Source organism: Paenibacillus sp. FSL R7-0198 (genome assembly GCF_038000415.1).
In the GTDB taxonomy this organism is placed as follows: Bacteria; Bacillota; Bacilli; order Paenibacillales; family Paenibacillaceae; genus Paenibacillus.
This window is the reverse complement of the sequence record NZ_JBBOCB010000001.1, coordinates 2,335,427-2,359,686: the sequence shown is the minus strand read 5'-3', so window position 1 is coordinate 2,359,686 and position 24,260 is coordinate 2,335,427. Positions and strand designations below refer to the sequence as shown.

Sequence of the window (24,260 nt, the reverse complement as noted above, 5' to 3'; positions counted from 1 at the left end):
GTTATTCTGTCATCGTAGTGGTCTAGTGTGAATGCTCTCAGCTTGATCTTTTATAGCTACACCATTCAATTTGTTTAAGGAGTTGCACTCATCCATGGAACAGTTCAGATTACCCAAAATACCAATGCCGCCTGTTGCTTTGCCACAATCCATTCAAGCCGTGCTCGAAGAAGCGGAACAGAAGTTGGCTCACCGACCAAAGCTGCTTCAATTATTCAAAAACTGTTTCCCTAACACCATAGAAACAACAACCAAGTTGATGGAGGACGGTACGACTTTTGTTATCACGGGAGATATTCCGGCTTCCTGGCTGCGTGATTCCGTGGAGCAGGTAGTACATTACATTCCGTTTGCAAAAGAAGACGAGGACCTGCAACGCATTATTGGCGGGCTGATCAAACGTCATATCCAGTATGTTCACATCGATCCATATGCCAATGCCTTCAATGAGACGGCCAACGACTGGCACTGGAACACCACGGACGAAACCGAGATGTCACCTTGGGTGTGGGAACGCAAATTTGAGATTGATTCATTATGTTTCGTTGTGCGCCTGGCCTATTTATATTGGAAGGAAACCGAGCTAACTGACATTTTTGATTCAAGCTTCAAAGCAGCGATGCGTAAAATCGTGGATCTGTTCAAAGTCGAACAGCATCACATGGAACAATCTCCATATCGCTTTACTCGCAATAACGGTATTCCAACAGATTCCCTGCGCAATCACGGAAAAGGTATGCCAGTCAACTACACGGGTATGATCTGGTCCGGCTTCCGTTCCAGTGATGATGCGTGTGATTTCCACTACAATATCCCTGGCAACATGTTCGCGGTTGTAGCTCTGCGCCAAATGCAGGAGTTTGCCGAGTGGGTGTTCCGGGATATGGAACTTTTGCAGGAATTGAAGGATCTGGAGCAGGACGTGGATCACGGCATTCAGCTGTACGGGATTTATCGTCATCCGGAATTTGGACCGATCTATGCATACGAGACGGACGGTTATGGCAACCACTGTCTTATGGACGATGCGGGTACACCGGGACTCATGTCCATTCCATATCTGGGTTACGTCACAGCGGATGATCCGATCTACCAGAATACGCGCCGCTTCGCTCTGAGCAAAGAGAACCCGTTCTATTATGAGGGCAAGGTTGCCAAAGGGATCGGAAGTCCGCACACACCACCAGATTACATCTGGCATATGGGATTGTCCATGCAAGGTCTGACTGCGCAGTCTGCCGAGGAGAAACTGGAGATTATTCGCATGCTCGAAGCGACAGATGCAGATACAGGTTATATGCATGAAGGCTTCCACGCCGATGATCCAACGATTTTTACAAGAAAATGGTTTGCATGGTCCAACAGCCTATTCTCCCAGTTGGTCTATAAATCCATGAAGGATGGCCTGTTATGAGTATCCAACCTAATGCTAAAAAGCTGATTATCTTCGCTGATCCTGCGTTTCCAATGGAAGGTGCTTCTCCAACTCATGAGGCTCTGAATACATGGAAAGCAGTAGAAGAGATCACCGTTGTAAACGCCGAAGAACTCGCAGAGACTTTGAAGACTACAGCAGGTGAAGGATGTCTGGTCAATCTGCATGCACCCTATTTTCCCAAGTCCGCCTGGACGGAGATTGCAGCTTACCTGCACCAGGGCGGAAGCCTGATCAGTGTGGGGGGCGCACCCTTTAAACGTCCGGTTCGATATGAGAATGGGGCATGGGTTGTAGAGTCCGAGCAGACCGCGTATCATCAGGAACTCTATATTCATGAGGCGTTGAACGTATCTTCTGCTGGCGTACAATCCTACACTTCATCCGAACAGCATCCGCTTCTCACTGGGAAAGAGGGGCTGTTCGAGAAGGCAGATACATGGAATCTGGTTCCACATACAACCAAAACAAGTGATCTGCCCCACCAGATGGGTTCATCCGGTCCCATGAGTACGCAGATTTATCCATTACTTCGTGGCATGAGCAAGGATGGACGCAGCATCGCCGCTCCGGTCGTTCTGTGGGAAAACTCGCGCGGGACTTTCGTTGGTTCACGTTGGATGTTTGTGCATCTGCCGCTGACCACCTCATTCTGGACGCAGGATGGCGCTGACGAGATTGTGAAGTGGGCGCAATTCTGTGCGCAAGGTGTAACGGAGTTATCCCTGAAAACAAATTATGCTTCGTATGAGCCAGATGAACGGGCTGTACTTACACTTCAAGGCCAGATTTTACAGCGTGCAGGCAGCAGGCGTACAACGTCTGAGCTGTGGACATTCCACATAACGGTCGAGCATGAGGATCGCACAAGTGGCACGACGGAAACGGTATGGAGCCATCAACTGGAGATGGAACTTTCCGGTGAGCAGCGTTTCGAACGCATACTTCTCCCCGTTTCCATTGAAAGTGGGCTGTATCGGATCGTATGCCACGCGCAGGCACCTGACGGGGAAGTTCGGACCTTGCGTCAAGGCTTCTGGGGACAGGATGCTGCATTGCTGGCAGAAGGGGAAGTGATTACCCGCAGCAGAGACTATTTTGTAAAAGACGGACGTCCTCTCCCTGTTGTGGGCATGACCTACATGACCTCCGATGTGGCACGGAAATTTCTGTTTTTGCCGAACGCAGATGTCTGGGATCGGGACATGGCTCAGATGGCAAAAGCCGGCATCAACTGGATTCGGACCGGAATCTGGACCGCCTATCGCAACATGATGCAGGTAGACGGACATATGGCAGAGGATGTGCTTCGTGCCATTGATGCATTTATTTTAACGGCAAAACGTCACGGCTTGCAGGTCACGTTCACCTTTTTCTCCTTTACACCGGAGACATGGGAAGGCACGAATCCGTATTTGGACCCGCAGAGTGTAGAAGCACAGAAACGTTTCATCCGAAGCATTGTCAGTCGTCACACGCATACAACACATGTGGACTGGGATCTGATTAATGAGCCATCGATGTTTGATCCGGTGCGTATCTTCTCCGCTGGTCCACGCTCCGCAAGGGATTCGTATGAACAGCAGGCTTATATCGCTTGGCTTGAGCAGCGGCATGAGACGATTGAAGCGTTGCAGGAGGCATGGAACATGTCACCGAAGCAGCTCCCCAATTTTGCAGCCGCGGTGATCCCGGAGGCGGAAGAGATTAATTTTGATGTACAGGACATGCACAAGGCCAAAAAAGGAACACGCTGGCTCGATTACTGTCTCTTCTCTATGGAGATGCACAATGTTTGGGCAAGAGAGCTTGTAGGTACGATCAAGGATCTGGTACCGAATCATCTGGTCACTGTGGGACAGGACGAAGCCCTTGGTGCGCAGCGTCCTTCACCATTCTTCTATGAACGTGAAGTGGATTATACAACCGTGCATTCCTGGTGGTTAAACGATGATCTGATCTGGGACGGTATTTTCGCTAAAACGCCACATAAACCAAATCTCATTCAAGAGACGGGCATCATGTATGTGGAAACCCCGGATGGACGAGCCAAACGAACGGAAGAAGAGCTTCGCGGCATTCTCGAACGCAAGTACGCCTATGCTTTCTCGACAGGCGGTGCAGGAGCAGTGCAGTGGATCTGGAACACCAACTTCTATATGGATAATGCCAATGAGTCTCATATCGGGGCGCTGCGTGCAGATGGGACGGAGAAGCCGGAGGCAGATGTGTCTTATGATTTTGGCGGATTCATGCATGGCATTCGTGATCTCTTTGAAGACCGCGAGCTGGAGGATATTGCAGTGGTGTTCCCGTATTCCAATGATTTCTCCAACCGTGCCCTGGCCTATGATGCCACAACAAAGCTGACCCGTGTAATGTCCTATGATCTGAAACTGCCGTTCCGTGCGTTATCCGAATATCATCTGGAAGCGTTGGAGCAGCAGCCACCGAAGCTGATTATCGTGCCGAGTCCGCATAATATGGACAGCGACGCACTGCATCAATTGCTCACGTTTGCAGAGAAGGAAGGCACGAGCATGCTCATTACAGGGCCGCTGGGACTGGATGCGTACTGGAAGGCAAGTGACCGGGCAGATCATATCGTCGGCCAACGCAGTCTGGGTAACGTGCAGCGGGAAGAGCTGCTGAATATTAATGGCGTGAATCACCGGGTGACCTATGGACGACGTCGGATCGCCGAGGTGGCGAAGGAGACGTTGCTTCATGGCGATAATGGTACACCAGATGAAGTACACGTGTTGCCTTTGGGCAAAGGGAAATTAATCTGGACCCCACTGCCGCTCGAGTTAAACGGACGGGATGAACCACTCGCTGAATTGTATCGTTACGCCACTGAGATTGCTGGCATCGAACAGGAGTTGGAATGGATATCTGGTGGGGATGTCGCAGGAATCTACGGGCGGAAGCTGAGTTTTCCAAAAGGGAATCTCTATGTATTCGTATCGGAGTTTGCCTTGAACCATGAAGTTCATGTGAGAGATCAACGTACAGGTGCATCGTACGCGTTCCAATTGGAGAAAAATCGTTCGGTGCTGTTTGCCACAGATGTTTCTGGAAAGCTGACTGCGGTGTATCGCCCTGATGAGGTTGAGATTGTACAACAAGATGAAAGAGGTGGGATAACACGATGACCAAGAAAAAGAGAGCACATATTATTTCGCATACCCACTGGGATCGGGAATGGTATTTGCCGTATGAGAAGCATCATATGCGTCTTATTCAGCTCGTCGATTCACTGTTGGATCAGCTTGATGAGGGATCAGACTATAAAAGCTTTTATTTGGATGGACAAACGATTATCATCGAAGATTATCTTCAGGTTCGCCCGGAACAGAAGGAACGACTGGAGAAGCATATTCGCAATGGGCGGATTGTGATTGGACCATGGTACATTTTGCAGGATGCGTTTCTGACGAGCGGAGAAGCCAATGTGCGCAACATGCAGGTTGGACATAAGGACGCCAAACGTTATGGAACACCTTCGAAGATTGGTTACTTTCCCGATACATTTGGATTGGTCGGACAGACTCCGCAACTGATGCAGCAATCGGGCATTGATAATGTGTTCTTTGGACGTGGCGTCAAACCTACGGGCTTCAACAATACGGTATCGGATGCCGGATATGAATCAAGCTTCTCGGAGCTGATGTGGGAAGGGCCAGACGGATCTAAAGTGCTCGGCGTATTGTTTGCCAACTGGTATTCCAACGGGAATGAAGTTCCGGTAGATGAGGCTTCGGCCCGCAAGTTCTGGGAAACCAAGCTGGCAGATGCGGAAAAATATGCATCAACAAATGAGCTGTTGTACATGAACGGATGTGACCACCAGCCAATTCAGCGAGACCTGCCAGAAGCCATTCGCATGGCTGAGCAATTATATCCCGATATCGAGTTCATTCACTCGAATTTTCCAGACTATCTGAACGCCTTGAGAGCATCGGCTGAACATGAGTTGTCCACGGTCAAAGGAGAACTGCGCAGCCAGCGTACCGATGGCTGGGGAACCTTGGTGAACACCGCCTCGGCTCGTGTGTATTTGAAACAGATGAACCAGCTGGGCCAGACGATGCTGGAAAAAGTGGCTGAACCCCTGGCAACCTATGCCTATCTACTTGGGCATGCCTATCCACATGATCAACTGACATATGCCTGGAAAACGCTGATGCAGAATCACCCGCATGACAGCATCTGTGGATGCAGTGTGGATGAGGTGCATCGCGAGATGGTGACGCGATTTGATAAGAGCCGCCATGTGGCAGAGGCACTAATTGAAGAGAGCACCAGCCATATTGCCACCGCCGTCGATACCTCCATATTTGAGCGTTATGGAGAGCAGGCCCGGCCTGTTGTGGTATTTAATACAACCGGTTGGGAACGCAGCGGTGTAGTTCAGATGGAACTGGACGCCGCTCGGTTGTATTTCCGGGATGGATATACATTGGAGGAAATGGCGGCACAGATGAAAGCCGTTGACCTGTCAGGTCGCATACTGGTTGATGAAGAAGGTACGCAGATTCCATGTACGGTGGAGGATCTGGGTCTGCAATTCGGCTATGATCTGCCGGATGATCGCTTCCGTCAGCCGTATAGCTGTCGGAGCGTTCTTATTCGTTTTGAAACAGAGAATGTAGCGGCATTTGGCTTGAAGACTTATGCGTTGGTGAACTCAGTGGGTCATGCTAAGAGTGGCTCTCAACCGAAAACAGATACGTTGTTGTGTGGTGAACGTAGCATGGAAAATCAACATATGATCGTCACGATTGCCGACAACGGTTCATTCACACTCACAGATAAAAGGTCAGGCCGGACTTACAAGGACCTTGGCGTGTACGAAAATGTGGGTGATATCGGTAATGAATACATGTTCAAACAGCCAGAGAACGAAGTGGCTCGGACAACTGAAGCGCTTCAGGCTGAGATTCGGGTCCTTGAGGATACATCATACTTGACCTCGTTCGAAGTGATTCATCATTGGGAGATACCGGAGTCGGCGGATGAGATGCTGGATCAGGAACAACGGGAGCTGATTTATTATCCACACCGTAAAGCCCAGCGTTCAGCGAAAATGATCCCACTTCAGATCCGTACAGTGATATCACTCAGTCGTAATGGAAAAGGAGTACAAATGGAAACAACCTTCAACAATCAGGCGAAGGATCATCGGGTGCGTGCTCTTTTCCCAACGGATCTTGTATCTGCTGTTCATCATGTGGATTCCATGTTCGAAATTGCAACGCGTGATAACACCCCTGCACCGGAGTGGCAGAATCCAAGCAATACACAGCATCAACAGAGTTTTGTGGATGTGAGTGAAAAAGATGCGGGATTGGTCGTGGCCAATCTGGGTCTGAATGAATATGAAGTTCTTCAGGATGGACGCAACACCATCGCCGTGACGCTGCTTCGCGCTGTGGGCGAACTCGGAGACTGGGGTTTGTTCCCGACACCTGAAGCACAATGCCTGGGTGAACATACATTCCAGATCGAGATCATTCCTCACGATGGCAATGGTGCAGCGTCAGGTGCATATATCGAGGCCTATCAGTTCCAGGTGCCTTGGACGCTGGCACAAACCGAAGTACACCCGGGTTATCTGACACCTAACAACACACCGTTTGCATGGCAAGGAGACGGTTTAGCATTTTCTTCACTCAAGGTAAATGAGGATTCCGGCGATGTTATGCTTCGCTGGTTTAATATGACCACCAACTCTGCCACGTTGAAGCTTGCAACATCGCAAGCGAATCCACAGCCATTTGAAACGGCCTACAAGAGCAACATCCTGGAGGAAGAGGGCGAGATGTTTCATGCCCACAGCATAGAAGAGGCATCAACATTATCATTTGCCAACAAGGAATGGAACATACAGACAGGTTCATGCGAGATCATCACTGTTGGCTTGCGCCGCTAAAATAAGTCGGAAAACAGAGTTTTGAACACGCACTAAAAGGTACAGTACTGCAACTGTACTATAAACTAGGCATTACACTCGGTGGTGGAAGGGTTACGCTATTTACCAGATGTATCTGTTGAGTTATTGGTTGTTTTTCTATAGAATGAACAGTAGAATTGCTAATGATCGAAAGTGCCTATGCCAACAAGATGGCCATGGGTACACTTCAATTGTTCATTCTATATTGAAACATTAAGGGGGCTTGAAGCCATGGAATCCTTGGGAGGACTGCTTCAGCAGCTGAACCCTGCCTTTCGTGAGCAATCGCGGCGGATTGCGGCGGAATTGATGGAAAATCCGTACGTACGCGAATTCCGCGCAGGTCATCCTGAACTGCAAGATGCACAGCTCATGACCGATCTGAGCAAGCTGTTTCAGTACGCCAAAGACTCTAAGAACTGTGCGAATTGTCCGGGACTCGACAACTGTCCTAACGATTTTCAGGGCCACTTTTGCAAACTGGAAGTAGAAAATTTTAACGGTAAACCCGAAATCATAGATATAAAAGCGCCTTGTTCCAAACATATCGCCCGGCAAAATGAACATATCATTAAGCAACGCATTCGCAGTTTCTATGTGGATGAGCGTGCGCTCAGTGCCGGATACAACGACGTGGAGATCATGGGCAAGGATCGGATGCGTGCTCCGGCAGTGAATCAGGTGCTTCGTTATATTAGGGAGACTAAGGAGAACGGATTATCTCCGCAAGGACTGTTTCTGGAAGGAACATTCGGCACAGGCAAGACGTTCCTGATGTGTTATCTGCTGCATGAACTGGCGGTTGCAGGCCACACGGGTGTCATTATTTATATGCCTGACTTTGTGGAGGATCTGAAATCCATGATCAGTGAAGGGCAGAAGCTGAAGGAAATGACGGATATTTTGAAAAGTTGTGATCTGCTCATCTTTGATGATATCGGGGCAGAAAATCTGAACCCTTGGGTTCGAGATCATGTGATGGGGTCCATTCTGAACTATCGGATGAATCGCAAACCAACGTTCTATACGTCCAATTACAATCTGGATGGGCTTGAAAAACATCTGAGCTTCACCAATCGGGACGGCGAGGAATCGAATAAAGGCCAGCGTCTCATGGACCGGATTCGTCCATTCGTAGATGTGATCTCCGTTCGGGGTGAGAATCAGCGCGGCAAACGTTAAACCGATCTAATTGAACGAAATGGTTCTGGACAAGGTTAATCTTCAAATTATCGGTGGAGCTTACGATTTAAAAGCTGAGCTGATTGCAATCAAAAGCTAAAGTAGTCCCAAAAAAAGCCTGGCTTTCGCATTGTCGCGAAAACCGGGCTTTTCTGGTCCTGCGTGAGACCTGTGAGTGTCCTATTCGGTGATGAATTTGAAGATAACCATACCGAAAAAGATCACTGTCATCAGACCGCCCATGCCGACAGCACCCAGGACGAGATCAAAAAAATCGTTCCGGGGTTCCTCGTTTACATGTTCACGCGGGTCGCTGATCCGCACATTTGCATCCATGTTATTGCCTCCTTATGGGGAATACAGCTTGCCCGTATGGGGGCTGAAACCCGGAGTAATTTTAGTATACTTGGAAAAGAAAGCGTTTGTAAAGATTTTGAAGTTCGCAGGCCACATCCTGTAATTGTGAAGATTTGATGTTGGGAAGATGAACATTGCAGCGTTCAATTCACAAGTTTGACGTACCTGTGTTATACTGGAAGTGTCGTTCACGACGTTACAGGTTAAAATAAAACCGTAAGTATATATAAGGAGGACAATTTCATGGCTATTGTTAACGTATCCGATCAATCCTTCAACGCTGAAGTAGAAGGCGAAGGAACGGTTCTTGTTGATTTCTGGGCGCCTTGGTGTGGTCCTTGTAAAATGCTCGCTCCAATCCTGGAAGAGCTGTCCACAGAAGTTGGCGATGCAGTGAAAATTGCTAAAGTTAACGTGGATGAAAATCCGGAATCTGCTTCCCGCTTCGGCGTAATGAGCATTCCAACTTTGATCTTCTTCAAAGACGGTCAACCGGTAGATAAAGTGGTTGGTCTGAACTCGAAAGATGCGCTCAAAGGAATTATCGCAAAACACCAATAATTCACAGGCTTACACATACGCCTCCGGTTTACATGCCGGGGGCGTTTTGCGTCGAATACCTTTATATAGGACAATATAAAGTATATATTTTTTATAAAATGAAACTGGAAATTTACATGTTTAACGAAGAAGACAGAAATGAACTATAGAAGCATAGCCGTTGCAATTTTTATCCGAGTTTCGACTTTAATATGTTTTGGACTAATTACTCACACAATAGCGGAGAGAACAGAAAAAACCTGAAAAAGCAAAGCGTTCGCCTTTATCACCGGATTTTCCCCTTTAAAGGGGAATCAAAAAAATCTGGGGATAACAGCGATTGGAAGGTTGTTCTGTTATCGTAGTGTTCGTGTGAATTACGGCGATTGAAAGGTCATTCTGTCATCGGAGTATTTCATGTAAGGTGAGGATTTCAGCTTTTTCGGGAAGGAGGATTCACCGAATTATGGATCAATTCATAAATGATTTGCAAGATCAGGAGAAGGCATTGGAGCAGATTCGCCACAAGCTCGCTTTGCTGCCAGATATGTCTGGATGTTACCTGATGAAGAACAGTGAAGGCACCATTATCTATGTAGGTAAAGCCAAAGTGCTGAAGAACCGCGTACGCTCTTATTTTATTGGCAGTCATAACGGAAAGACGCAGCGTCTGGTGTCCGAAATCCGTGATTTCGAATATATCGTGACGGGCAGTAACATGGAAGCACTCATTCTGGAGTGTAACCTGATCAAGAAACATATGCCGCGGTACAACGTGTTGCTCAAGGATGACAAGACATTCCCATATCTTAAAATTACCAATGAAAAGCACCCCCGGTTGGAAGTAACCCGGCGTGTGCTGAAAGATAAAGCCAAATATTTCGGACCTTATCCGAACTCGTATGCGGCACACCAAACGAAAAAATTGCTCGATCGCATGTATCCACTGCGCAAATGTGGTGTGATGCCCAAAGAAGTGTGCTTGTACTATCACATGGGACAGTGTCTTGCCCCTTGTGTGAAGGAAGTGGAGAAGGAACAGTACGACCAGATTTCCCAAGAGATTGGTTCATTTCTGAGCGGTGGTCACGAAGAGATCAAGAAGGATTTGCAGCGTAAGATGCAAGAGGCTGCGGAGGATCTTTATTTTGAACGTGCTAAGGAACTGCGCGACCAGGTGATCGCCATCGATGCGATGATGGAAAAACAGAAAATTACGATGGCTGATGCCAGAGACCGTGATGTATTTGGTTTTGCCATTGATAAAGGCTGGATGTGTGTCCAGATTCTATATATGCGTCAGGGTAAAATGATTGAACGTCACGTATCTACTTTCCCGTTTTACGGTGAGGCGTACAGTGATTTCATGTCTTACGTAACACAGTACTACAGTGATAATCCGGCATTGCCACAAGAGATTTTGTTGCCGGAAATGCCCAAGGATCTTGCAACAGATAACGACAGTTTGGATACGAGTTCTGATGCTGATGGATCGCTGCCTGCCGCAGTTACGGTAGAGTTCGAGCAGACGGGACAAGTGGAGCAAAGTAACGCCGCCCAGCCACTGGTTGCTGAGACTCGTGCAGCTTACGGAAGTTCCGCTGAGGTAGAAGGTGAACAACCCGTTAGTATGCAAGAGGATGCTTCCGAAACGGATACAACTGCATCAACTGAGAAGCTCCCGGCAGGTCTGGAAGACCCAACTCAGGTTGCTGCCGCGTTACAGGAGTGGTTGGAAATTAAAGTGCTCATTCCGCAACGTGGATTGAAACGCCAGATGATCACCATGGCTGTGGATAATGCACGTGTAGCACTGGAAGAGAAGTTCCGCCTGATTGAGCGAAATGAAGAACGGACATCCAAAGCTGCTGAAGGACTGGGACGTTTTATTGGACTGGATCAGCTTCACCGTATTGAAGCGTTTGATAACTCGAACATCCAGGGTACGAACCCGGTATCTGCCATGATTGTATTTACGGATGGTAAACCGGATAAGAAGGAATATCGGAAATACAAGGTCCGTTCGGTTGAAGGACCGGATGATTATGAAACGATGAGAGAAGTCATCCGTCGCCGTTACGAGCGAGTATTAAAAGAAAACCTGACCCAGCCTGACCTGATCGTGGTCGATGGTGGTAAAGGACAGATCTCGGCTGCGGTCGATATTTTGGAAAATGAGCTGGGGCTGTTTATTCCGGTATGCGGGCTGGTGAAGGATGCAAAGCATAAGACTTCACAGTTGATGATCGGTAATCCACCCGAAGTCATCTCCCTGCCTCGGGATAGTCAGGAATTTTACCTGTTGCAGCGGATACAGGAAGAGGTCCACCGTTTTGCGATCTCGTTCCACCGGGAACAGCGTGGCAAATCGATGGTGACGTCTCGTCTGGATGCCATTCCAGGGATTGGAGAGAAGCGGCGTAAGCTGCTGTTGAAACATTTTGGCTCTTTGCGCAAAATAAAAGAGGCCAGAGTCGAAGACTTCCGGCCTCTATCTATTGGTGACAAGCTGGCAAATCAGATTATTGCAGCACTTCGTGATGAGGAGTCGTAACATACGGCTTCTCTTTTTGTTTTGGATTAAATTTGTAGACCACATATCCAACGATGGCCGGGAGAACAATCCAGAAGATTCCGGCAGCCATATTCAGGGCATCGCCCATAAAGACCAAGCTGAGTCCCATCAACAAGCTGTCGAAGATCACATGTGCGAATACAACGGCAATGAAGCCGTGACGCAGCATGATAAGACTGAACAGTAATCCAATCACCATCAGCTCAATGGGCCGGGTGATTACTGGATAGATCGGATACAATGTGTGTCCAAGTGCCCAAATGATGGTTGGAATCAGACACGCAATAAACGTGTTACGCACAATCTTTTGCATCATGCGAATGCCAAACAGTCGATAAACAGTTTCTTCACCAATACCGGCCATCCAGGCCATGATTGGGAAGAGCCAGGCATAGGTCATATTAAATGTAGATTGATCTGCTGACGTCGTTGACCATGTTCCGATGCTTCGCTCCAGAATGAAGAACAGGATGGATTGCACGCCCAGTAGAATGAATGCCCACAAGTAACCAGCGTACATGCTGTGAAGTACATATTTTCCGTATCCTGGTTCTTTGGCACGAGGCCATGGGTTCAGACCTATTTTGCGCCACATGCCGTCACCGGCAACGAGGGACAGATAGATGGTTGCACTCATAACCAGCGTAATACCCGCCTGCATTAACATCAGGAACGCTAACATGAAGCTGGAGAGCCCTTGTGCCTGAAAGAGTGGAATCATGTTCAGCGTACCAATTACCGAAGCTGCGAAATACACCAGCGATAGAATGATCCCGCGTTTGAAAGACGTGTGTGCTCGGGTCAGAATGCTATAGATGATTGCCAGCACACCTAGAACAAAGGTCAGGAATGCATAGCCGCCATAGGTCATCCAGTTGGCTTGGCGCGTTTGATCTTTCACATAATCGGTATGGGATTCAGGGACCGAGAAGCCAGGATCGAACGATCGTACCGCACCCTCTTCAAACGTAAAGTTCAGTTCAAGCTTGGAGTTTCCGATGGCTTTTGCAGAATCTGTATACTTCAGTCCCGCTTCACCATCACGAGTATCCAGTTGAAGTGTTGGCACTTCGTAACCGAATTCAGTCAGAACACCAGCCGCGAGCCGTTCTTTCTCTTCCAGTGACATATTGCCTTCGGCAAGCACTTGCGATGTGGTTGCTTTCCCGGTGCTTTGCTCCGCCTCAATGGCGGTATAGAGGGATGAAGGAAGTTCCCGTTTGAAGCCGACCACTTTTCCTGTTTTCATATGTACGTCAACATTTAGATATCCGCCTTTGTCCTGATCAGGCAAGCGAACGCGGAATACATCGTAAGGATAGCTTGTTTCCCATTTCTGGTTATAGGTATCAAGTTGTTTGGTTTTGGCCATATACCCGTAGATATCCGAATGTGTCTGGTAGGTTACCAGGGGTTTTCCGCCATCATTTGGTAGTGTATAGTCATCCACAGAAGCTGCGAATGATCGTGCGGATTGCGTCGCTTGCTCCTTGGTTATGAAGGACGTGGACGAAATTTCTGTTGTTTGCGATGAGGTAGCAGGAAAGATCTGAAATACAAAAAATAGAATCAGGCCAATCGCCGCAAGCAACCCCAGCCGCTTGAAGTTAGCCTTGAGTTGCAAAGGCTGCCCTAAGGGATTCATGTAATGGTGTTCCTCCTTAATCTAATATGGATATTAAAGTTAACATAGCACAGGCCAAGCACCGAATGCCAATGATGTAACGAAAACAGGTGTAAATCCTTGAAAATGAATGAAAAGCACCGAAAGAATCTGATCCATCCGTCGCCATATCTGAGTTCTTCCCTTTTTGGCTGAATTCGATCCGATTTACACAAAAATCGTTTTGTCTACAAACGTCGCAGCGCTTATAATTTTGAAACAAATGTGCAACGATTCGCATGTCTTTCGCCCAACAAGGGAACGAATAGAATATATTCCAACTTCATTATATATGTCGTTTTAATCTGAATCATACATGTTTAACGTTTGGCAACAGCATTTCAAATGAAGAAGGCTCCACGGGGTGTGGAGTTATTTTCATTTTAGAAGAGGTGGAAGATACTCAAGTGAAACTGAATGTTCAATGGATGCGATTATCGCCACCCCGTATTCTTGTGTTAGGGTTTGCTGGCATCATATTGGTTGGCACACTGCTGTTAATGCTTCCGGCATCCAGCCGTAACGGTGACAGTCTTGCATTTATTGATGCGCTCTTTACAGCAACTTCGGCTGTTTGTGTCACTGGTTTGGTTGTGGTCGATACAGGGACTCATTTCTCGGTGCTGGGTCAGGTTGTGATCGCGATTTTGATTCAGATTGGCGGACTGGGCTTCATGACGATGTCCACGTTGGTTGCCATTGCGTTCAAACGGCGGATCTCGCTCAGGGAAAGGTTGATTCTACAGGAAGCGATGAACCAAAGCACGATGGAGGGCATCGTCCGGCTGATTCGTAAAGTTGTGATCTACTCACTCATTATCGAAGGGATATGTGGCACGTTGTTTGCCATTCGCTTTTCGTTCGACATGCCAGTCGGACAGGCGATCTATTATGGATATTGGCACGCCATCTCCATGTTCAACAATGCCGGATTTGATATGTTTGGGGATTTCCGCAGTCTGACCGGTTATGTGTATGACCCGTTGGTTAATTTTACAGCGATGTTCCTGATTGTCTCTGGCGGTATCGGTTTTGTGGTGTTGTCAGACCTGGTGGATTACCGCAAAACGCGGAAGCTGTCTCTACACTCCAAAGTTGTACTGTTAATGACTGGATTGTTGATTGTGTTTGGTGCACTTGTCATTTTCGTATTTGAATTTAGCAATCTGCGGACACTGGGTGGCCTGAACTGGGGTGGCAAAATTCTCGGTTCATTCTTTCAGTCCGTTACGCCGCGAACAGCAGGAGCCAATACGGTAGATATTGCCGGACTCAGGCAGGCAACACAGTTCTTTATGATCATTCTGATGTTTATTGGTGCTTCGCCGGGTTCTACCGGAGGCGGGATCAAAACAACGACATTTATGATTATGGCTGGCGCGGTCATCGCGATGATGCGTGGACGTGAAGATATCGTGTTTTTCCGCTACCGGCTCGTACAGGAACGGATCTTCAAGGCGCTTACCATTACATTGCTGGCACTCTTGTTCATCATAGCTGTAACCATGGCACTGAGTACCACAGAAGACGCCAGTTTTATGATGATCTTATTTGAAACGACATCGGCCTTTGGTACCGTTGGATTATCGCTCGGACTAACGCTGAAGTTGACTACATTGGGCAAACTCCTGATCTGTTTTACGATGTTTGCAGGAAGGCTTGGACCGATCACATTAGCGTATGCACTTGGGCAGAAAAAGGGTAAAGAGTTATACAGGTATCCGGAAGGCAAAATGATTATTGGATAAATCTATTTTTAGTGAGTTTTGAAATTGATTTGGATAAGGGGTTCGTGAAGAACAATGAAAACACAGCAGTTTGCGGTGATTGGGCTTGGGCGGTTTGGCTCCAGTCTGGCACAGGAATTAATGGAACTCGGCTACGAGGTGCTCGGGATTGATAAAAATGAAGAAGTCGTCGAAGACATTAGTGAATTGGTCACCCATGCCGTTGTAGCCGATGCCACAGATGAGGAAGTGCTGCGCTCCCTGGGTATTCGTAATTTTGACTGCTGCATCGTTGCCATCGGGGATGATATCCAGACGAGCATTCTCACCGCGATTCTGTTAAAAGAGCTGGGCGTCAAGACGGTCGTGGCCAAGGCCATATCCGTCCTTCACGGACGAGCATTGGATAAACTGGGGATCGATCGTGTCGTTTATCCTGAGCGGGATATGGGCATTCGCGTTGCCCACCAGCTGGTTACCCCGAACTTGCTGGATTACATTGAATTATCCAATGATTACAGTATTGTCGAGATGAAGGTTCCCGCCTGTCTACACAACAAAACACTTTCAACCCTGAATGCACGTGTACGTTTTGGTTGCAGCATTGTGGCGTTACAGAAAGAAGCTGGGGTCATTATCGCTCCGACAGCACTGGATTCGCTTCAGATGGGGGATATCATGGTCATTATTGGTAATAATGCAGATATCGACCGATTTGAAGAAGAGGTTATCAGCCAGGAGAGCTGATAATTAGGATGAGTTAAATAAGGAAGCCAGGGGTTAGAGCCTGGCTGATTCAGATCAAAGCTAAGGCGTCGTAGTCCTCCTTGAGGGCAATGGCGCCTTTGCTGTAAAGAGTGCAGCCGTCTCCTTGACCCATTGTCTGGAGGTCTCGCTGAGGTCTTCCTTTTCCCCATAGATCATACAGGTTGTTCTGCGGGTCTGCTGTAATTGAGGCAAATGAACAGAAACAAGATCATTGTCCGCGAGTAATTGTGGACGAAGATATGACTTGGGCAATAGAGCAGCAGCTTTGGCAGAAGGCAGTAGTCGGATAATCGCTTCAAAGGAATCAATCTCCATGCGAATATCCGGCATCACGGCACAGCGCTGGAAGAGGTCGTCAGTTAATTTGCGGTACCAGGTGCCTTTGGAGAACGTGATCATCGGCAGATCCTGCAAATGTTCCATTCCGGCTTCCTTGCCAGACAAAGGGTGTGTGAGCGGCACAACCAGTTCCAGGTGATCGTCAAAGAGAGGCACACAGTTCAGCCCTACTTCGCTGATGGAGGAGGCGACAATGCCCACATCTGCTTTTTTGTCACGCACAAACGAGACAATCTCATGTGTTTTTCCCGTCAACAGTTTCAATTCTGCATTTGGATGTTTCTCCATAAAGGCATTCACGAGCGGTGGTAACGTGGTTTGAAGTGTCGTCAGACTGGCTCCAAGTGTAATGGTGCTCTGTTCTTCATCTTTATACTGGGCAAGCATGGTGAGGAATTTCTGTTGCTGCTGCTTCTGTTCGATCGCGAAGGTATAGGCGAACTGGCCCACACTGGTTAATTCCAGACGTTTACCACGACGATGAAAGAGGGCTACCCCAAGTTCGTCTTCTAACTTGGCAATTTTGCGTGAGAGTGCAGGTTGGGACAAGTTCAGTAACTTCGATGCGCGGTTCAAGCTGGACTGCTCCACGACCGCCGCAAATGCATCTAACTCCTCAAACATGAACAATAACCTCTTTTCCATGAATGTGATTCTTGCCCTTGCTTAATCGTTTTCCATGTTGTATAGCCTGTAAACCCAATGTTTCACTGCTTATACCTATAGGGTATAACATTTAATAATTATATTGCAATTCCCTTATAAGAAAAAAAGGAGTAACATGGTTCGTGACACAAGTTGTTCACACCTGGGGAAAACGGAACAATTTGTCGAACCTTTTCATGGAAAAGGATTCGTGTCATGATAAGTGAAATTATTTATGAAAACGTTGTATTTAGCGAAAGGGGATCGACATTTTATGAAAGGGTTTTACTCCAGAAAGCTGCACTCCTTGCTTGGCGTCATTCCGCTCAGTTTGTTTTTTGTTGAGCATTTGGTGACGAACTTCTCGGCAGTTGAAGGCGGCAAAGAGGCTTTTGACGGTGCTGTTGCATTCTTGAACAGTCTGCCACTGGTTATTGTTTTGGAAACGCTCCTCATCTGGTTACCGTTGTTCTATCACGGTGTATATGGTCTGTATATTGCTTATCAGGCCAAGCCTAACGTGGGTCGTTATGGCAATGAGCGCAACTGGCGTTACACGTTGCAGCGGGTCAGTGGTGTCATTACGTTTGTATTCGTAATCTGGCATGTATGGGAGACTCGGGTACAGGTTGCGTTGGGTACAGTCACCCACGAAGAACTTGGTGGTGTCATTCATGAGATCGTGATGAACCCGGTAACATTTATTCTATATCTGATCAGTGTGGTTGCGGCATCCTATCACTTTGCCAACGGTCTGTGGTCGTTTCTTGTTAGCTGGGGGATTACCGTGGGTCCGCGTGCGCAGCGTGTGTCCTCTTATGTGTGCATGAGTTTGTTTGGTATTATTTCCATTATGTTTATTGCTTCGTTGTTCGCTTTCCGGAGCATGGATTTCCAAGCAGTAACTTCGATGGTTGATGTAGTAAAAACAGTTCTAGTTTAAGCATTTAGCGTATAAATGCTGACTTATAAGGGAGTGAACAGCAATGGCATCAACGAATGTAATTATTGTGGGCGGCGGTCTCGCGGGATTGATGGCGGCGATCAAATCGGCTGAAGCCGGAGTCCATGTTCATTTATTTTCACTGGTTCCTGTTAAACGATCCCACTCTGTATGTGCACAAGGCGGCATCAACGGAGCGGTGAATACCAAGGGTGAGGGTGACTCCCCATGGGTACACTTTGACGATACGGTATACGGCGGTGACTTCCTCGCGAACCAACCTCCTGTTAAAGCGATGTGCGAAGCAGCACCTGGCATCATTCACCTGATGGACCGTATGGGCGTCATGTTCAACCGGACACCGGAAGGTTTGCTTGATTTCCGTCGTTTCGGGGGAACGAAGCATCACCGTACGGCGTTTGCCGGAGCGACAACAGGACAACAATTGCTCTATGCATTAGACGAGCAGGTACGTCGCTGGGAAGCAGCGGGCCTGGTTACGAAATATGAGAACTGGGAGTTCCTGCAGGCGGTTTTGGATGATGAGGGCGTATGTCGCGGGATCGTGGCTCAGGATCTGAAAACGATGAAGGTACAGACCTTCCCGGCAGAAGCGGTTATTCTGGCGAGTGGTGGTCCGGGTATTATCTTCGGTAAAACGACCAACTCTGTAATTAACACAGGTACAGCGGCAAGTGCGGTGTATCAGCAAGGTGTAAATTACGCCAACGGGGAGTTCATTCAGATTCACCCGACAGCCATTCCAGGGGATGACAAGCTGCGTCTCATGTCTGAATCCGCTCGTGGTGAAGGTGGACGGATCTGGACGTACAAAGACGGCAAACCTTGGTACTTCCTTGAAGAAAAATATCCATCCTACGGTAACCTGGTTCCACGTGATATCGCGACTCGTGAAATCTTCAGCGTCTGCGTAGATATGGGTCTGGGTGTGAACGGCGAGAACATGGTTTATCTCGACCTGTCGCACAAAGATCCGAAGGAACTGGATGTTAAACTCGGCGGAATCATTGAAATCTATGAGAAGTTCATGGGCGATGACCCGCGTAAAATCCCAATGAAAATCTTCCCGGCAGTCCATTATTCCATGGGCGGTATGTGGGTAGATTACAACCAAATGACTAACATTCCGGGGCTGTTCGCAGCTGGTGAATGTGAATATCAATACCATGGTGCAAACCGTCTGGGTGCAAACTCATTGGTATCTGCGATCTATGGTGGTATGGTGGCTGGACCAAAAGCGGCTGAATATATCAAAGGACTTAAAAAATCATCCGCTGATATCCCATCTTCCGTATTTGAGAAACACACCAAACAACAAAGCGATAAATACGAAGGCATCTTGAAAATGCAGGGCACGGAAAATGCCTATGTTATTCATAAAGAGCTTGGAGAGTGGATGACAGCCAACATGACGGTTGTACGTTACAACGACAAGCTTGAAGCCACGATTGGCAAGATCAAGGAATTGAAAGAGCGTTATGGCAAAATCAACATGTACGACAGCTCCGGTTGGAACAACCCTAGCGCAGCTTTCACTCGCCAACTGTGGAACATGATTGAATTGGCAGAAGCAATGACACTGGGCGCACTGCTGCGTAACGAAAGCCGCGGCGCGCATTACAAACCGGAATTCACGGAACGTAATGACGAAGAGTTCCTGAAAACGACTATCGCGAGCTGGTCGAAAGAAGGCCCGAAAATCTCGTACGAGCCAGTAGACGTATCCCTGATCCCACCACGTATCCGGGATTACTCCAAGGATTAAGAAGTACCATACTATTCAGGTAATGAATCGTTAAACACCTGAACGGAGAGGCAGGAGAACTTTGAAGAAGCAAAGCTTCTTCAAAGTTACTGCCATCAAAGTGAAGGAAAGGCCCATAAGAAGCAAAGCGCCTAGCAATGCTTCAGAACTGTAATACTGCCATCCACAATGAATTGGAGAGCAGTTTCCAGCAAAGTGACCCAGTGCACGACGTAGCGGAGGAAGCGGAAATGCCCAGAAGAAGCGAAGCGTTCGCCTTTATCACCGGATTTTAACCCTGGAAAGGGTTGATCAAAAAATCCGGGGATAACAGCGATCAGAGGGGCATTCCGCTGACGAAGCGTCTCCCGTGCACCAAACCATTTTGCGCATCAGCAACACCAATCATCGTCACTCAAAGGAGGGGACAACGATATGGCGGAACAAGCTACAGCCAACAAAACCGTCAAGTTTATCATCACCCGTCAGGATAGCCCGGAGTCATCTTCGTACAACGAAGAATTTGAGCTTCCGTACCGTCCCAACATGAACGTGATCAGCGCCCTGATGGAGATTCAGCGTAACCCGGTTAATACAGATGGCAAATCCATTGCTCCCGTGTGCTGGGATTCCAACTGTCTCGAAGAAGTCTGCGGTGCCTGCTCCATGGTTATCAACGGCAAGCCTCGTCAAGCGTGTGCAGCCCTGATCGACAAGCTGGAACAGCCTGTTCGTATCGAACCGATGAAGACATTCCCGGTGGTTCGTGACCTTGTCATCGACCGTAGCCGGATGTTTAGCGCCCTGAAACGCGTAAAAGCATGGATTCCGATCGATGGTACCTATGACCTCGGTCCAGGTCCACGGATGCCTGAGAAGAAGCGTCAGTGGGCATATGAGCTGTCCAAATGCATGACATGTGGTGTATGTCTGGAAGCATGTCCGAACGTCAATGAGAAAACAGACTTTATCGGTCCAGCAGCACTGTCCCAAGTGCGCCTGTTCAACGCTCACCCAACAGGTGAGATGAACGCTGACGATCGTCTGGAAGCGTTGATGGAAGACGGAGGCATTGAGGGCTGTGGTAACTCACAGAACTGCGTGCAATCCTGTCCAAAAGGCATTCCACTGACAACCTCCATTGCTGAAATGAACAAACAAACGACCAAGCATATGTTCAAACGCTGGTTGGGTGTATAATCTCGTCATAACATGTGCAGAAGTGTAATCTGCAACTTAGAAGAAGTCGTGATCCCGTGCAGCAATATGCCGGAGATCCCGGCTTCTTTTTGTAATGAAGCAGAGGAACCGGGCTACCCATGCAGAATATGATATACTAAGGGGATGGATTAAGAGCGTAGAAGGAGGGGGAGATATGGCAGAGACACCGCGTCAGGGTAGCAACAACTCGCCGTCCCAGCGCTCGCACAAATCACCAGGTGCAGAAGAGTCTGTGTTTCCTGGGGAAGAAAAGGATCATGATCCCTCTCGCCGAAGTTTCTTATTGCGCATGGTTTTGATGACGGCGGGTGCCAGTTTGCTTACAGGAGGTTATGCCTGGTTATGGGAACCGCGTCGTCTGGAGATCAAGCAAGTGGAGCTGAAACTTCCGAAGTTTCCAAAGGCATTTGACGGTTTGCGTGTAGTTCAGTTCAGCGATGCCCATCTTGGTTTTCATACCGGGGTGAAAGAGCTGAAGAAGTTGGCAGCAACGATTGAGGAGCAGCAACCGGACTTGATTTGTTTTACCGGAGACATCGTCGAGAGGGAAGCAGAGCCGATGCGTGAATGTATTCCGGTACTCGCCTCCATGCAAGCGAAGTATGGCAAATTTGCTGTTTTGGGGAATCATGATTATCGGGGCGGACAGCAGAATCAAGTGACAACCATGTTCCGTGAAGCCGGATTCACTTTGTTACAGAACGAACATGTGGTGATTGAACAAGGGGGCGAACGTCTGGCCATAGCTGGTCTGGATGACGCACTTACAGGCAGGCCTGATCCTGCCCAAGCCATCAAGGGATTGGATCATGATGTGTGGAAGTTGTTACTTATGCATGAACCGGATTATGCCGATATTGCCACTCCCTATGGTTTCGGATTACAACTTTCCGGTCATAGCCATGGTGGACAGGTACGTTTTCCCTGGATCGGGGCACTGACAACTCCGCGAGGTTCACACAAGTATGTTCAAGGATTGTATTACACGGATGTCCAGGGGGTATATTACACCACCCAGACACAAATGCCTGTGTATGTGAATCGTGGTTTTGGCATGACTCAACTGCCCATTCGTTTTCTGTGCAGACCAGAATTAACGGTGTTTGAGCTTAAAGGATTAACCACATAAAAGGAATATGAGATCATATTAGTTCAACTAAACTTTTTACACGAGAACGGAGAGGACAGAAATAACGTGAAGAAGCGAAGCGTTCGCCTTTATCTCCGGATTTTCCCTTTGAAGAAGGGAATCAAAAAATCTGGGGATAACAGCGATCGGAAGGTTATTCTGTCATCGGAGTGGCAAGTGTAAACGTACAACAGTGAACGATTCAACATGAATGGAGGTTATCCAGATGGAACGAATTGCGATTGTATCCGACATTCATGGCAACATGACTGCCTGGGAAGCAGTGTTGGAAGATATCCGAAGTCGGGGCGTGGAGCGAATCTTTTGTCTTGGTGACCTCGTGGGCAAGGGACCAGAACCGGTACAAGTTGTGGATCAGGTGAGAGCAACGTGCGAACTTGTCATCCGTGGCAATTGGGATGAACTGGTTGCGGTTAACCAGGACAACGAGAACTTTACGTGGCAAGCAGAACGGCTGGGTGAAGAACGATTGGCGTACTTGGCGGGCCTACCCTTCAGTCATCAATTTCAACTGAGCGGTCGCACCATCCGTCTGGTCCATGCTTCACCTCAAAGTGTGTACCATCGTGTACAGCCGTGGGATGCAATAGAAAAAAGGTTGGCAATGTTTGATCCTCCCGCTGATGAGCCTGAGCAAAGTGTTGCAGATGTTGTAGGTTATGGGGATGTGCATAACGCATACTTGCAGTATATGAACGGCAAGTTACTGTTTAATGCAGGCAGTGTTGGTAATCCACTCGATCTTCCCCAGGCTTCTTACTGTATTCTGGAGGGTGAAGACAGCAACGATAACAATGCCCCGTTCAATGTTCAATTTGTGCGGGTACCTTATGATATTGAGCGAGAAGTACAGGTTGCACAGTCGACGAATGTTCCTGCATTGGATTTCTATATTCGTGAGATTCGTACGGGTATCTATCGCGGGCTGCAGGAGTAGTCAGCATCTGGGACTTTTAGCGTGAGGAATTGAATGATGCAATATATTAATACTAAAATGCGAATACTAAAGTTCGTGGATCAGTTCAAATGGTATTACGCCGGATCATCATCAGAGCATGCTTGTCTTACCGGACTAGAGCCCGTTTAGGCAAAAGGAGCGATTGTCATGCTTACCCGAAAAATGCTGGTTCAAGGTCTGCCGGCTTTGTGGACAGAGCGTCTTGTCCTGCGATCATTACGTCAAAGTGATTACAGCACATTATCGGAACTTTTTTCCGATCCTCAAGTCATAAGATATGTGAATAGGGGAAGCCAGCCCACGCCAACCAGGGCGAGACGGTTATTGAACCAGATACGGAGCAGCAGCGCCAAGCTGGATTCGTTACATTATGGGATCTGCTGGAGAGGTAAGGAACAGGTGATTGGAATCACCTCATTCCAGCACTGGAATGATCAGAATGGTACCGCACAGATTGGTTATATCCTTAACAGGTCCTGTTGGGGCATGGGGGTGGCTACCGAGGCGGTACAGCGGCTGTTGCAGTTTGGATTTGACGATCTTCATTTGTGGAGGGTGGAAGCACGTTGTTATGAGGCCAATGTATCTTCACAACGGGTGTTAAGCAAAATAGGGATGTCCTATGAGCGGAGTCTTCCCTCGTTCGGACTGCATGATGAAGATGACGAGGCATCAGAATCCCTGATGGATGTCAAAGTGTACAGCATGTACCGGGAACAATACGTACGCCCGCTTCAGGAAAAAAACCTGCAAACCCTGGTATCTGACAAGCCGCAATGACATAGAGTAAGAGTAGTCGAACGTGAATGAATCGAACTTCAATCATTTGTTACACAAATGAAATATAGCTGCAATTGAACTCTAACAGACAGGGGGTAAACTTATCTCATGACCCCCTTTTTGATAATAGATAATGCTGTTGGGACCCGCGCGAGCGGGTTCATTTTTTTTGCCCATATAAGTTAACTGTGGAGTATTTACACTGGCCACTCCGATGACAGAATAACCTTCTGATCGCTGTTATCCCCAGATTTTT

17 protein-coding genes are annotated in these 24,260 nt (G+C 47.9%); 14 read left to right on the top strand and 3 right to left on the bottom strand.

Annotated elements, in window-relative coordinates:
• The first annotated feature begins 94 nt into the window (after nucleotides 1-94).
• The 4 genes from MKY87_RS10140 to dnaI all read left to right on the top strand — a co-directional run bounded on the left by MKY87_RS10140 (nucleotide 95) and on the right by dnaI (nucleotide 8,573).
• Nucleotides 95-1,414 carry a glycoside hydrolase family 125 protein gene (locus MKY87_RS10140; RefSeq protein ID WP_074096344.1) on the top strand — a complete coding sequence of 440 codons (1,320 nt, stop codon included), beginning with the start codon at nucleotides 95-97 and terminating at the stop codon, nucleotides 1,412-1,414.
• Entirely contained in the window at nucleotides 1,411-4,590 is a 3,180-nt protein-coding gene (locus tag MKY87_RS10135) for a beta-galactosidase (protein ID WP_340964274.1), read from the top strand. The genes MKY87_RS10140 and MKY87_RS10135 overlap by 4 nt, the downstream gene beginning before the upstream one ends.
• Nucleotides 4,587-7,370, top strand: a complete 2,784-nt coding sequence (locus tag MKY87_RS10130) for an alpha-mannosidase (RefSeq protein WP_340964272.1) — start codon at nucleotides 4,587-4,589, stop codon at nucleotides 7,368-7,370. Before MKY87_RS10135 ends, MKY87_RS10130 begins: the two co-directional genes overlap by 4 nt.
• Before the next feature lie 252 nt (nucleotides 7,371-7,622).
• Entirely contained in the window at nucleotides 7,623-8,573 is a 951-nt protein-coding gene (gene dnaI / locus MKY87_RS10125) for a primosomal protein DnaI (RefSeq protein ID WP_340964269.1), read from the top strand.
• 180 nt (nucleotides 8,574-8,753) lie between these two features.
• Here dnaI and MKY87_RS10120 read toward each other — a convergent pair whose 3' ends face one another.
• Nucleotides 8,754-8,909 carry a YqzM family protein gene (locus tag MKY87_RS10120; RefSeq protein ID WP_338588459.1) on the bottom strand — a complete coding sequence of 52 codons (156 nt, stop codon included), beginning with the start codon at nucleotides 8,907-8,909 and terminating at the stop codon, nucleotides 8,754-8,756.
• 264 nt (nucleotides 8,910-9,173) lie between these two features.
• Between MKY87_RS10120 and trxA the strand changes: the two genes are divergently transcribed.
• Together trxA and uvrC are read left to right on the top strand one after the other, a co-directional pair.
• Nucleotides 9,174-9,491: a thioredoxin gene (gene trxA / locus MKY87_RS10115; RefSeq protein ID WP_017692451.1), complete on the top strand. Its 318-nt coding sequence runs from the start codon at nucleotides 9,174-9,176 to the stop codon at nucleotides 9,489-9,491.
• A gap of 445 nt (nucleotides 9,492-9,936) precedes the next feature.
• On the top strand, nucleotides 9,937-12,024 hold the full coding sequence (gene uvrC, locus MKY87_RS10110; RefSeq protein ID WP_340964267.1) for an excinuclease ABC subunit UvrC: 2,088 nt from the start codon (nucleotides 9,937-9,939) through the stop codon (nucleotides 12,022-12,024).
• Here uvrC and MKY87_RS10105 read toward each other — a convergent pair.
• Nucleotides 11,993-13,690, bottom strand: a complete 1,698-nt coding sequence (locus tag MKY87_RS10105) for a CPBP family intramembrane glutamic endopeptidase (RefSeq protein ID WP_340964265.1) — start codon at nucleotides 13,688-13,690, stop codon at nucleotides 11,993-11,995. The two genes, uvrC and MKY87_RS10105, sit on opposite strands and share 32 nt — an antisense overlap.
• Before the next feature lie 446 nt (nucleotides 13,691-14,136).
• Here MKY87_RS10105 and MKY87_RS10100 point away from each other — a divergent pair, with 446 nt between their 5' ends.
• Together MKY87_RS10100 and MKY87_RS10095 are read left to right on the top strand one after the other, a co-directional pair.
• Nucleotides 14,137-15,456 carry a TrkH family potassium uptake protein gene (locus MKY87_RS10100; protein WP_445669452.1) on the top strand — a complete coding sequence of 440 codons (1,320 nt, stop codon included), beginning with the start codon at nucleotides 14,137-14,139 and terminating at the stop codon, nucleotides 15,454-15,456.
• A gap of 54 nt (nucleotides 15,457-15,510) precedes the next feature.
• A complete protein-coding gene (locus MKY87_RS10095) occupies nucleotides 15,511-16,182 on the top strand; it encodes a potassium channel family protein (RefSeq protein WP_017692455.1) in 672 nt (223 codons plus the stop codon).
• A gap of 60 nt (nucleotides 16,183-16,242) precedes the next feature.
• On the opposite strand, the gene MKY87_RS10090 is transcribed toward MKY87_RS10095, so the two are convergent.
• On the bottom strand, nucleotides 16,243-17,166 hold the full coding sequence (locus MKY87_RS10090) for a LysR family transcriptional regulator (protein WP_339789148.1): 924 nt from the start codon (nucleotides 17,164-17,166) through the stop codon (nucleotides 16,243-16,245).
• Nucleotides 17,167-17,461: 295 nt separating this feature from the next.
• On the opposite strand from MKY87_RS10090, the gene MKY87_RS10085 reads away from it, so the two are divergent.
• The 6 genes from MKY87_RS10085 (at nucleotide 17,462) to MKY87_RS10060 (ending at nucleotide 24,004) form a co-directional block, all read left to right on the top strand.
• Nucleotides 17,462-18,130 (top strand): succinate dehydrogenase cytochrome b558 subunit, encoded by a 669-nt coding sequence (locus MKY87_RS10085; protein WP_339789150.1) that lies wholly within the window; start codon nucleotides 17,462-17,464, stop codon nucleotides 18,128-18,130.
• Between the two features lie 43 nt (nucleotides 18,131-18,173).
• Nucleotides 18,174-19,916 carry a succinate dehydrogenase flavoprotein subunit gene (sdhA, locus tag MKY87_RS10080; protein ID WP_036673387.1) on the top strand — a complete coding sequence of 581 codons (1,743 nt, stop codon included), beginning with the start codon at nucleotides 18,174-18,176 and terminating at the stop codon, nucleotides 19,914-19,916.
• 414 nt (nucleotides 19,917-20,330) lie between these two features.
• Nucleotides 20,331-21,095: a succinate dehydrogenase iron-sulfur subunit gene (sdhB, locus tag MKY87_RS10075; protein WP_036605794.1), complete on the top strand. Its 765-nt coding sequence runs from the start codon at nucleotides 20,331-20,333 to the stop codon at nucleotides 21,093-21,095.
• Nucleotides 21,096-21,270: 175 nt separating this feature from the next.
• Nucleotides 21,271-22,245, top strand: coding sequence for a metallophosphoesterase (locus tag MKY87_RS10070; RefSeq protein WP_340964260.1), 975 nt, complete (start codon nucleotides 21,271-21,273; stop codon nucleotides 22,243-22,245).
• Between the two features lie 226 nt (nucleotides 22,246-22,471).
• On the top strand, nucleotides 22,472-23,203 hold the full coding sequence (locus MKY87_RS10065; RefSeq protein WP_340964258.1) for a metallophosphoesterase family protein: 732 nt from the start codon (nucleotides 22,472-22,474) through the stop codon (nucleotides 23,201-23,203).
• 168 nt (nucleotides 23,204-23,371) lie between these two features.
• The gene (locus MKY87_RS10060) at nucleotides 23,372-24,004 is read left to right on the top strand and encodes a GNAT family N-acetyltransferase (protein WP_339789158.1); all 633 of its coding nucleotides are present in this window, start codon (nucleotides 23,372-23,374) and stop codon (nucleotides 24,002-24,004) included.
• The last annotated feature ends 256 nt before the right edge of the window (nucleotides 24,005-24,260 follow it).

Bases quoted from the DNA above. Each gene is read 5' to 3' on its own strand.
- trxA (WP_017692451.1), top strand. From the start codon at position 9,174: ATGGCTATTGTTAACGTATCCGATCAATCCTTCAACGCTGAAGTAGAA.
- MKY87_RS10100 (WP_445669452.1), top strand. From the start codon at position 14,137: ATGCGATTATCGCCACCCCGTATTCTTGTGTTAGGGTTTGCTGGCATC.
- sdhB (WP_036605794.1), top strand. From the start codon at position 20,331: ATGGCGGAACAAGCTACAGCCAACAAAACCGTCAAGTTTATCATCACC.
- MKY87_RS10135 (WP_340964274.1), top strand. From the start codon at position 1,411: ATGAGTATCCAACCTAATGCTAAAAAGCTGATTATCTTCGCTGATCCT.
- MKY87_RS10070 (WP_340964260.1), top strand. From the start codon at position 21,271: ATGGCAGAGACACCGCGTCAGGGTAGCAACAACTCGCCGTCCCAGCGC.
- MKY87_RS10095 (WP_017692455.1), top strand. From the start codon at position 15,511: ATGAAAACACAGCAGTTTGCGGTGATTGGGCTTGGGCGGTTTGGCTCC.
- MKY87_RS10090 (WP_339789148.1), bottom strand. From the start codon at position 17,166: ATGTTTGAGGAGTTAGATGCATTTGCGGCGGTCGTGGAGCAGTCCAGC.
- MKY87_RS10130 (WP_340964272.1), top strand. From the start codon at position 4,587: ATGACCAAGAAAAAGAGAGCACATATTATTTCGCATACCCACTGGGAT.
- MKY87_RS10085 (WP_339789150.1), top strand. From the start codon at position 17,462: ATGAAAGGGTTTTACTCCAGAAAGCTGCACTCCTTGCTTGGCGTCATT.
- MKY87_RS10120 (WP_338588459.1), bottom strand. From the start codon at position 8,909: ATGGATGCAAATGTGCGGATCAGCGACCCGCGTGAACATGTAAACGAG.
- MKY87_RS10065 (WP_340964258.1), top strand. From the start codon at position 22,472: ATGGAACGAATTGCGATTGTATCCGACATTCATGGCAACATGACTGCC.
- uvrC (WP_340964267.1), top strand. From the start codon at position 9,937: ATGGATCAATTCATAAATGATTTGCAAGATCAGGAGAAGGCATTGGAG.
- MKY87_RS10105 (WP_340964265.1), bottom strand. From the start codon at position 13,690: ATGAATCCCTTAGGGCAGCCTTTGCAACTCAAGGCTAACTTCAAGCGG.
- MKY87_RS10140 (WP_074096344.1), top strand. From the start codon at position 95: ATGGAACAGTTCAGATTACCCAAAATACCAATGCCGCCTGTTGCTTTG.
- MKY87_RS10060 (WP_339789158.1), top strand. From the start codon at position 23,372: ATGCTTACCCGAAAAATGCTGGTTCAAGGTCTGCCGGCTTTGTGGACA.
- dnaI (WP_340964269.1), top strand. From the start codon at position 7,623: ATGGAATCCTTGGGAGGACTGCTTCAGCAGCTGAACCCTGCCTTTCGT.
- sdhA (WP_036673387.1), top strand. From the start codon at position 18,174: ATGGCATCAACGAATGTAATTATTGTGGGCGGCGGTCTCGCGGGATTG.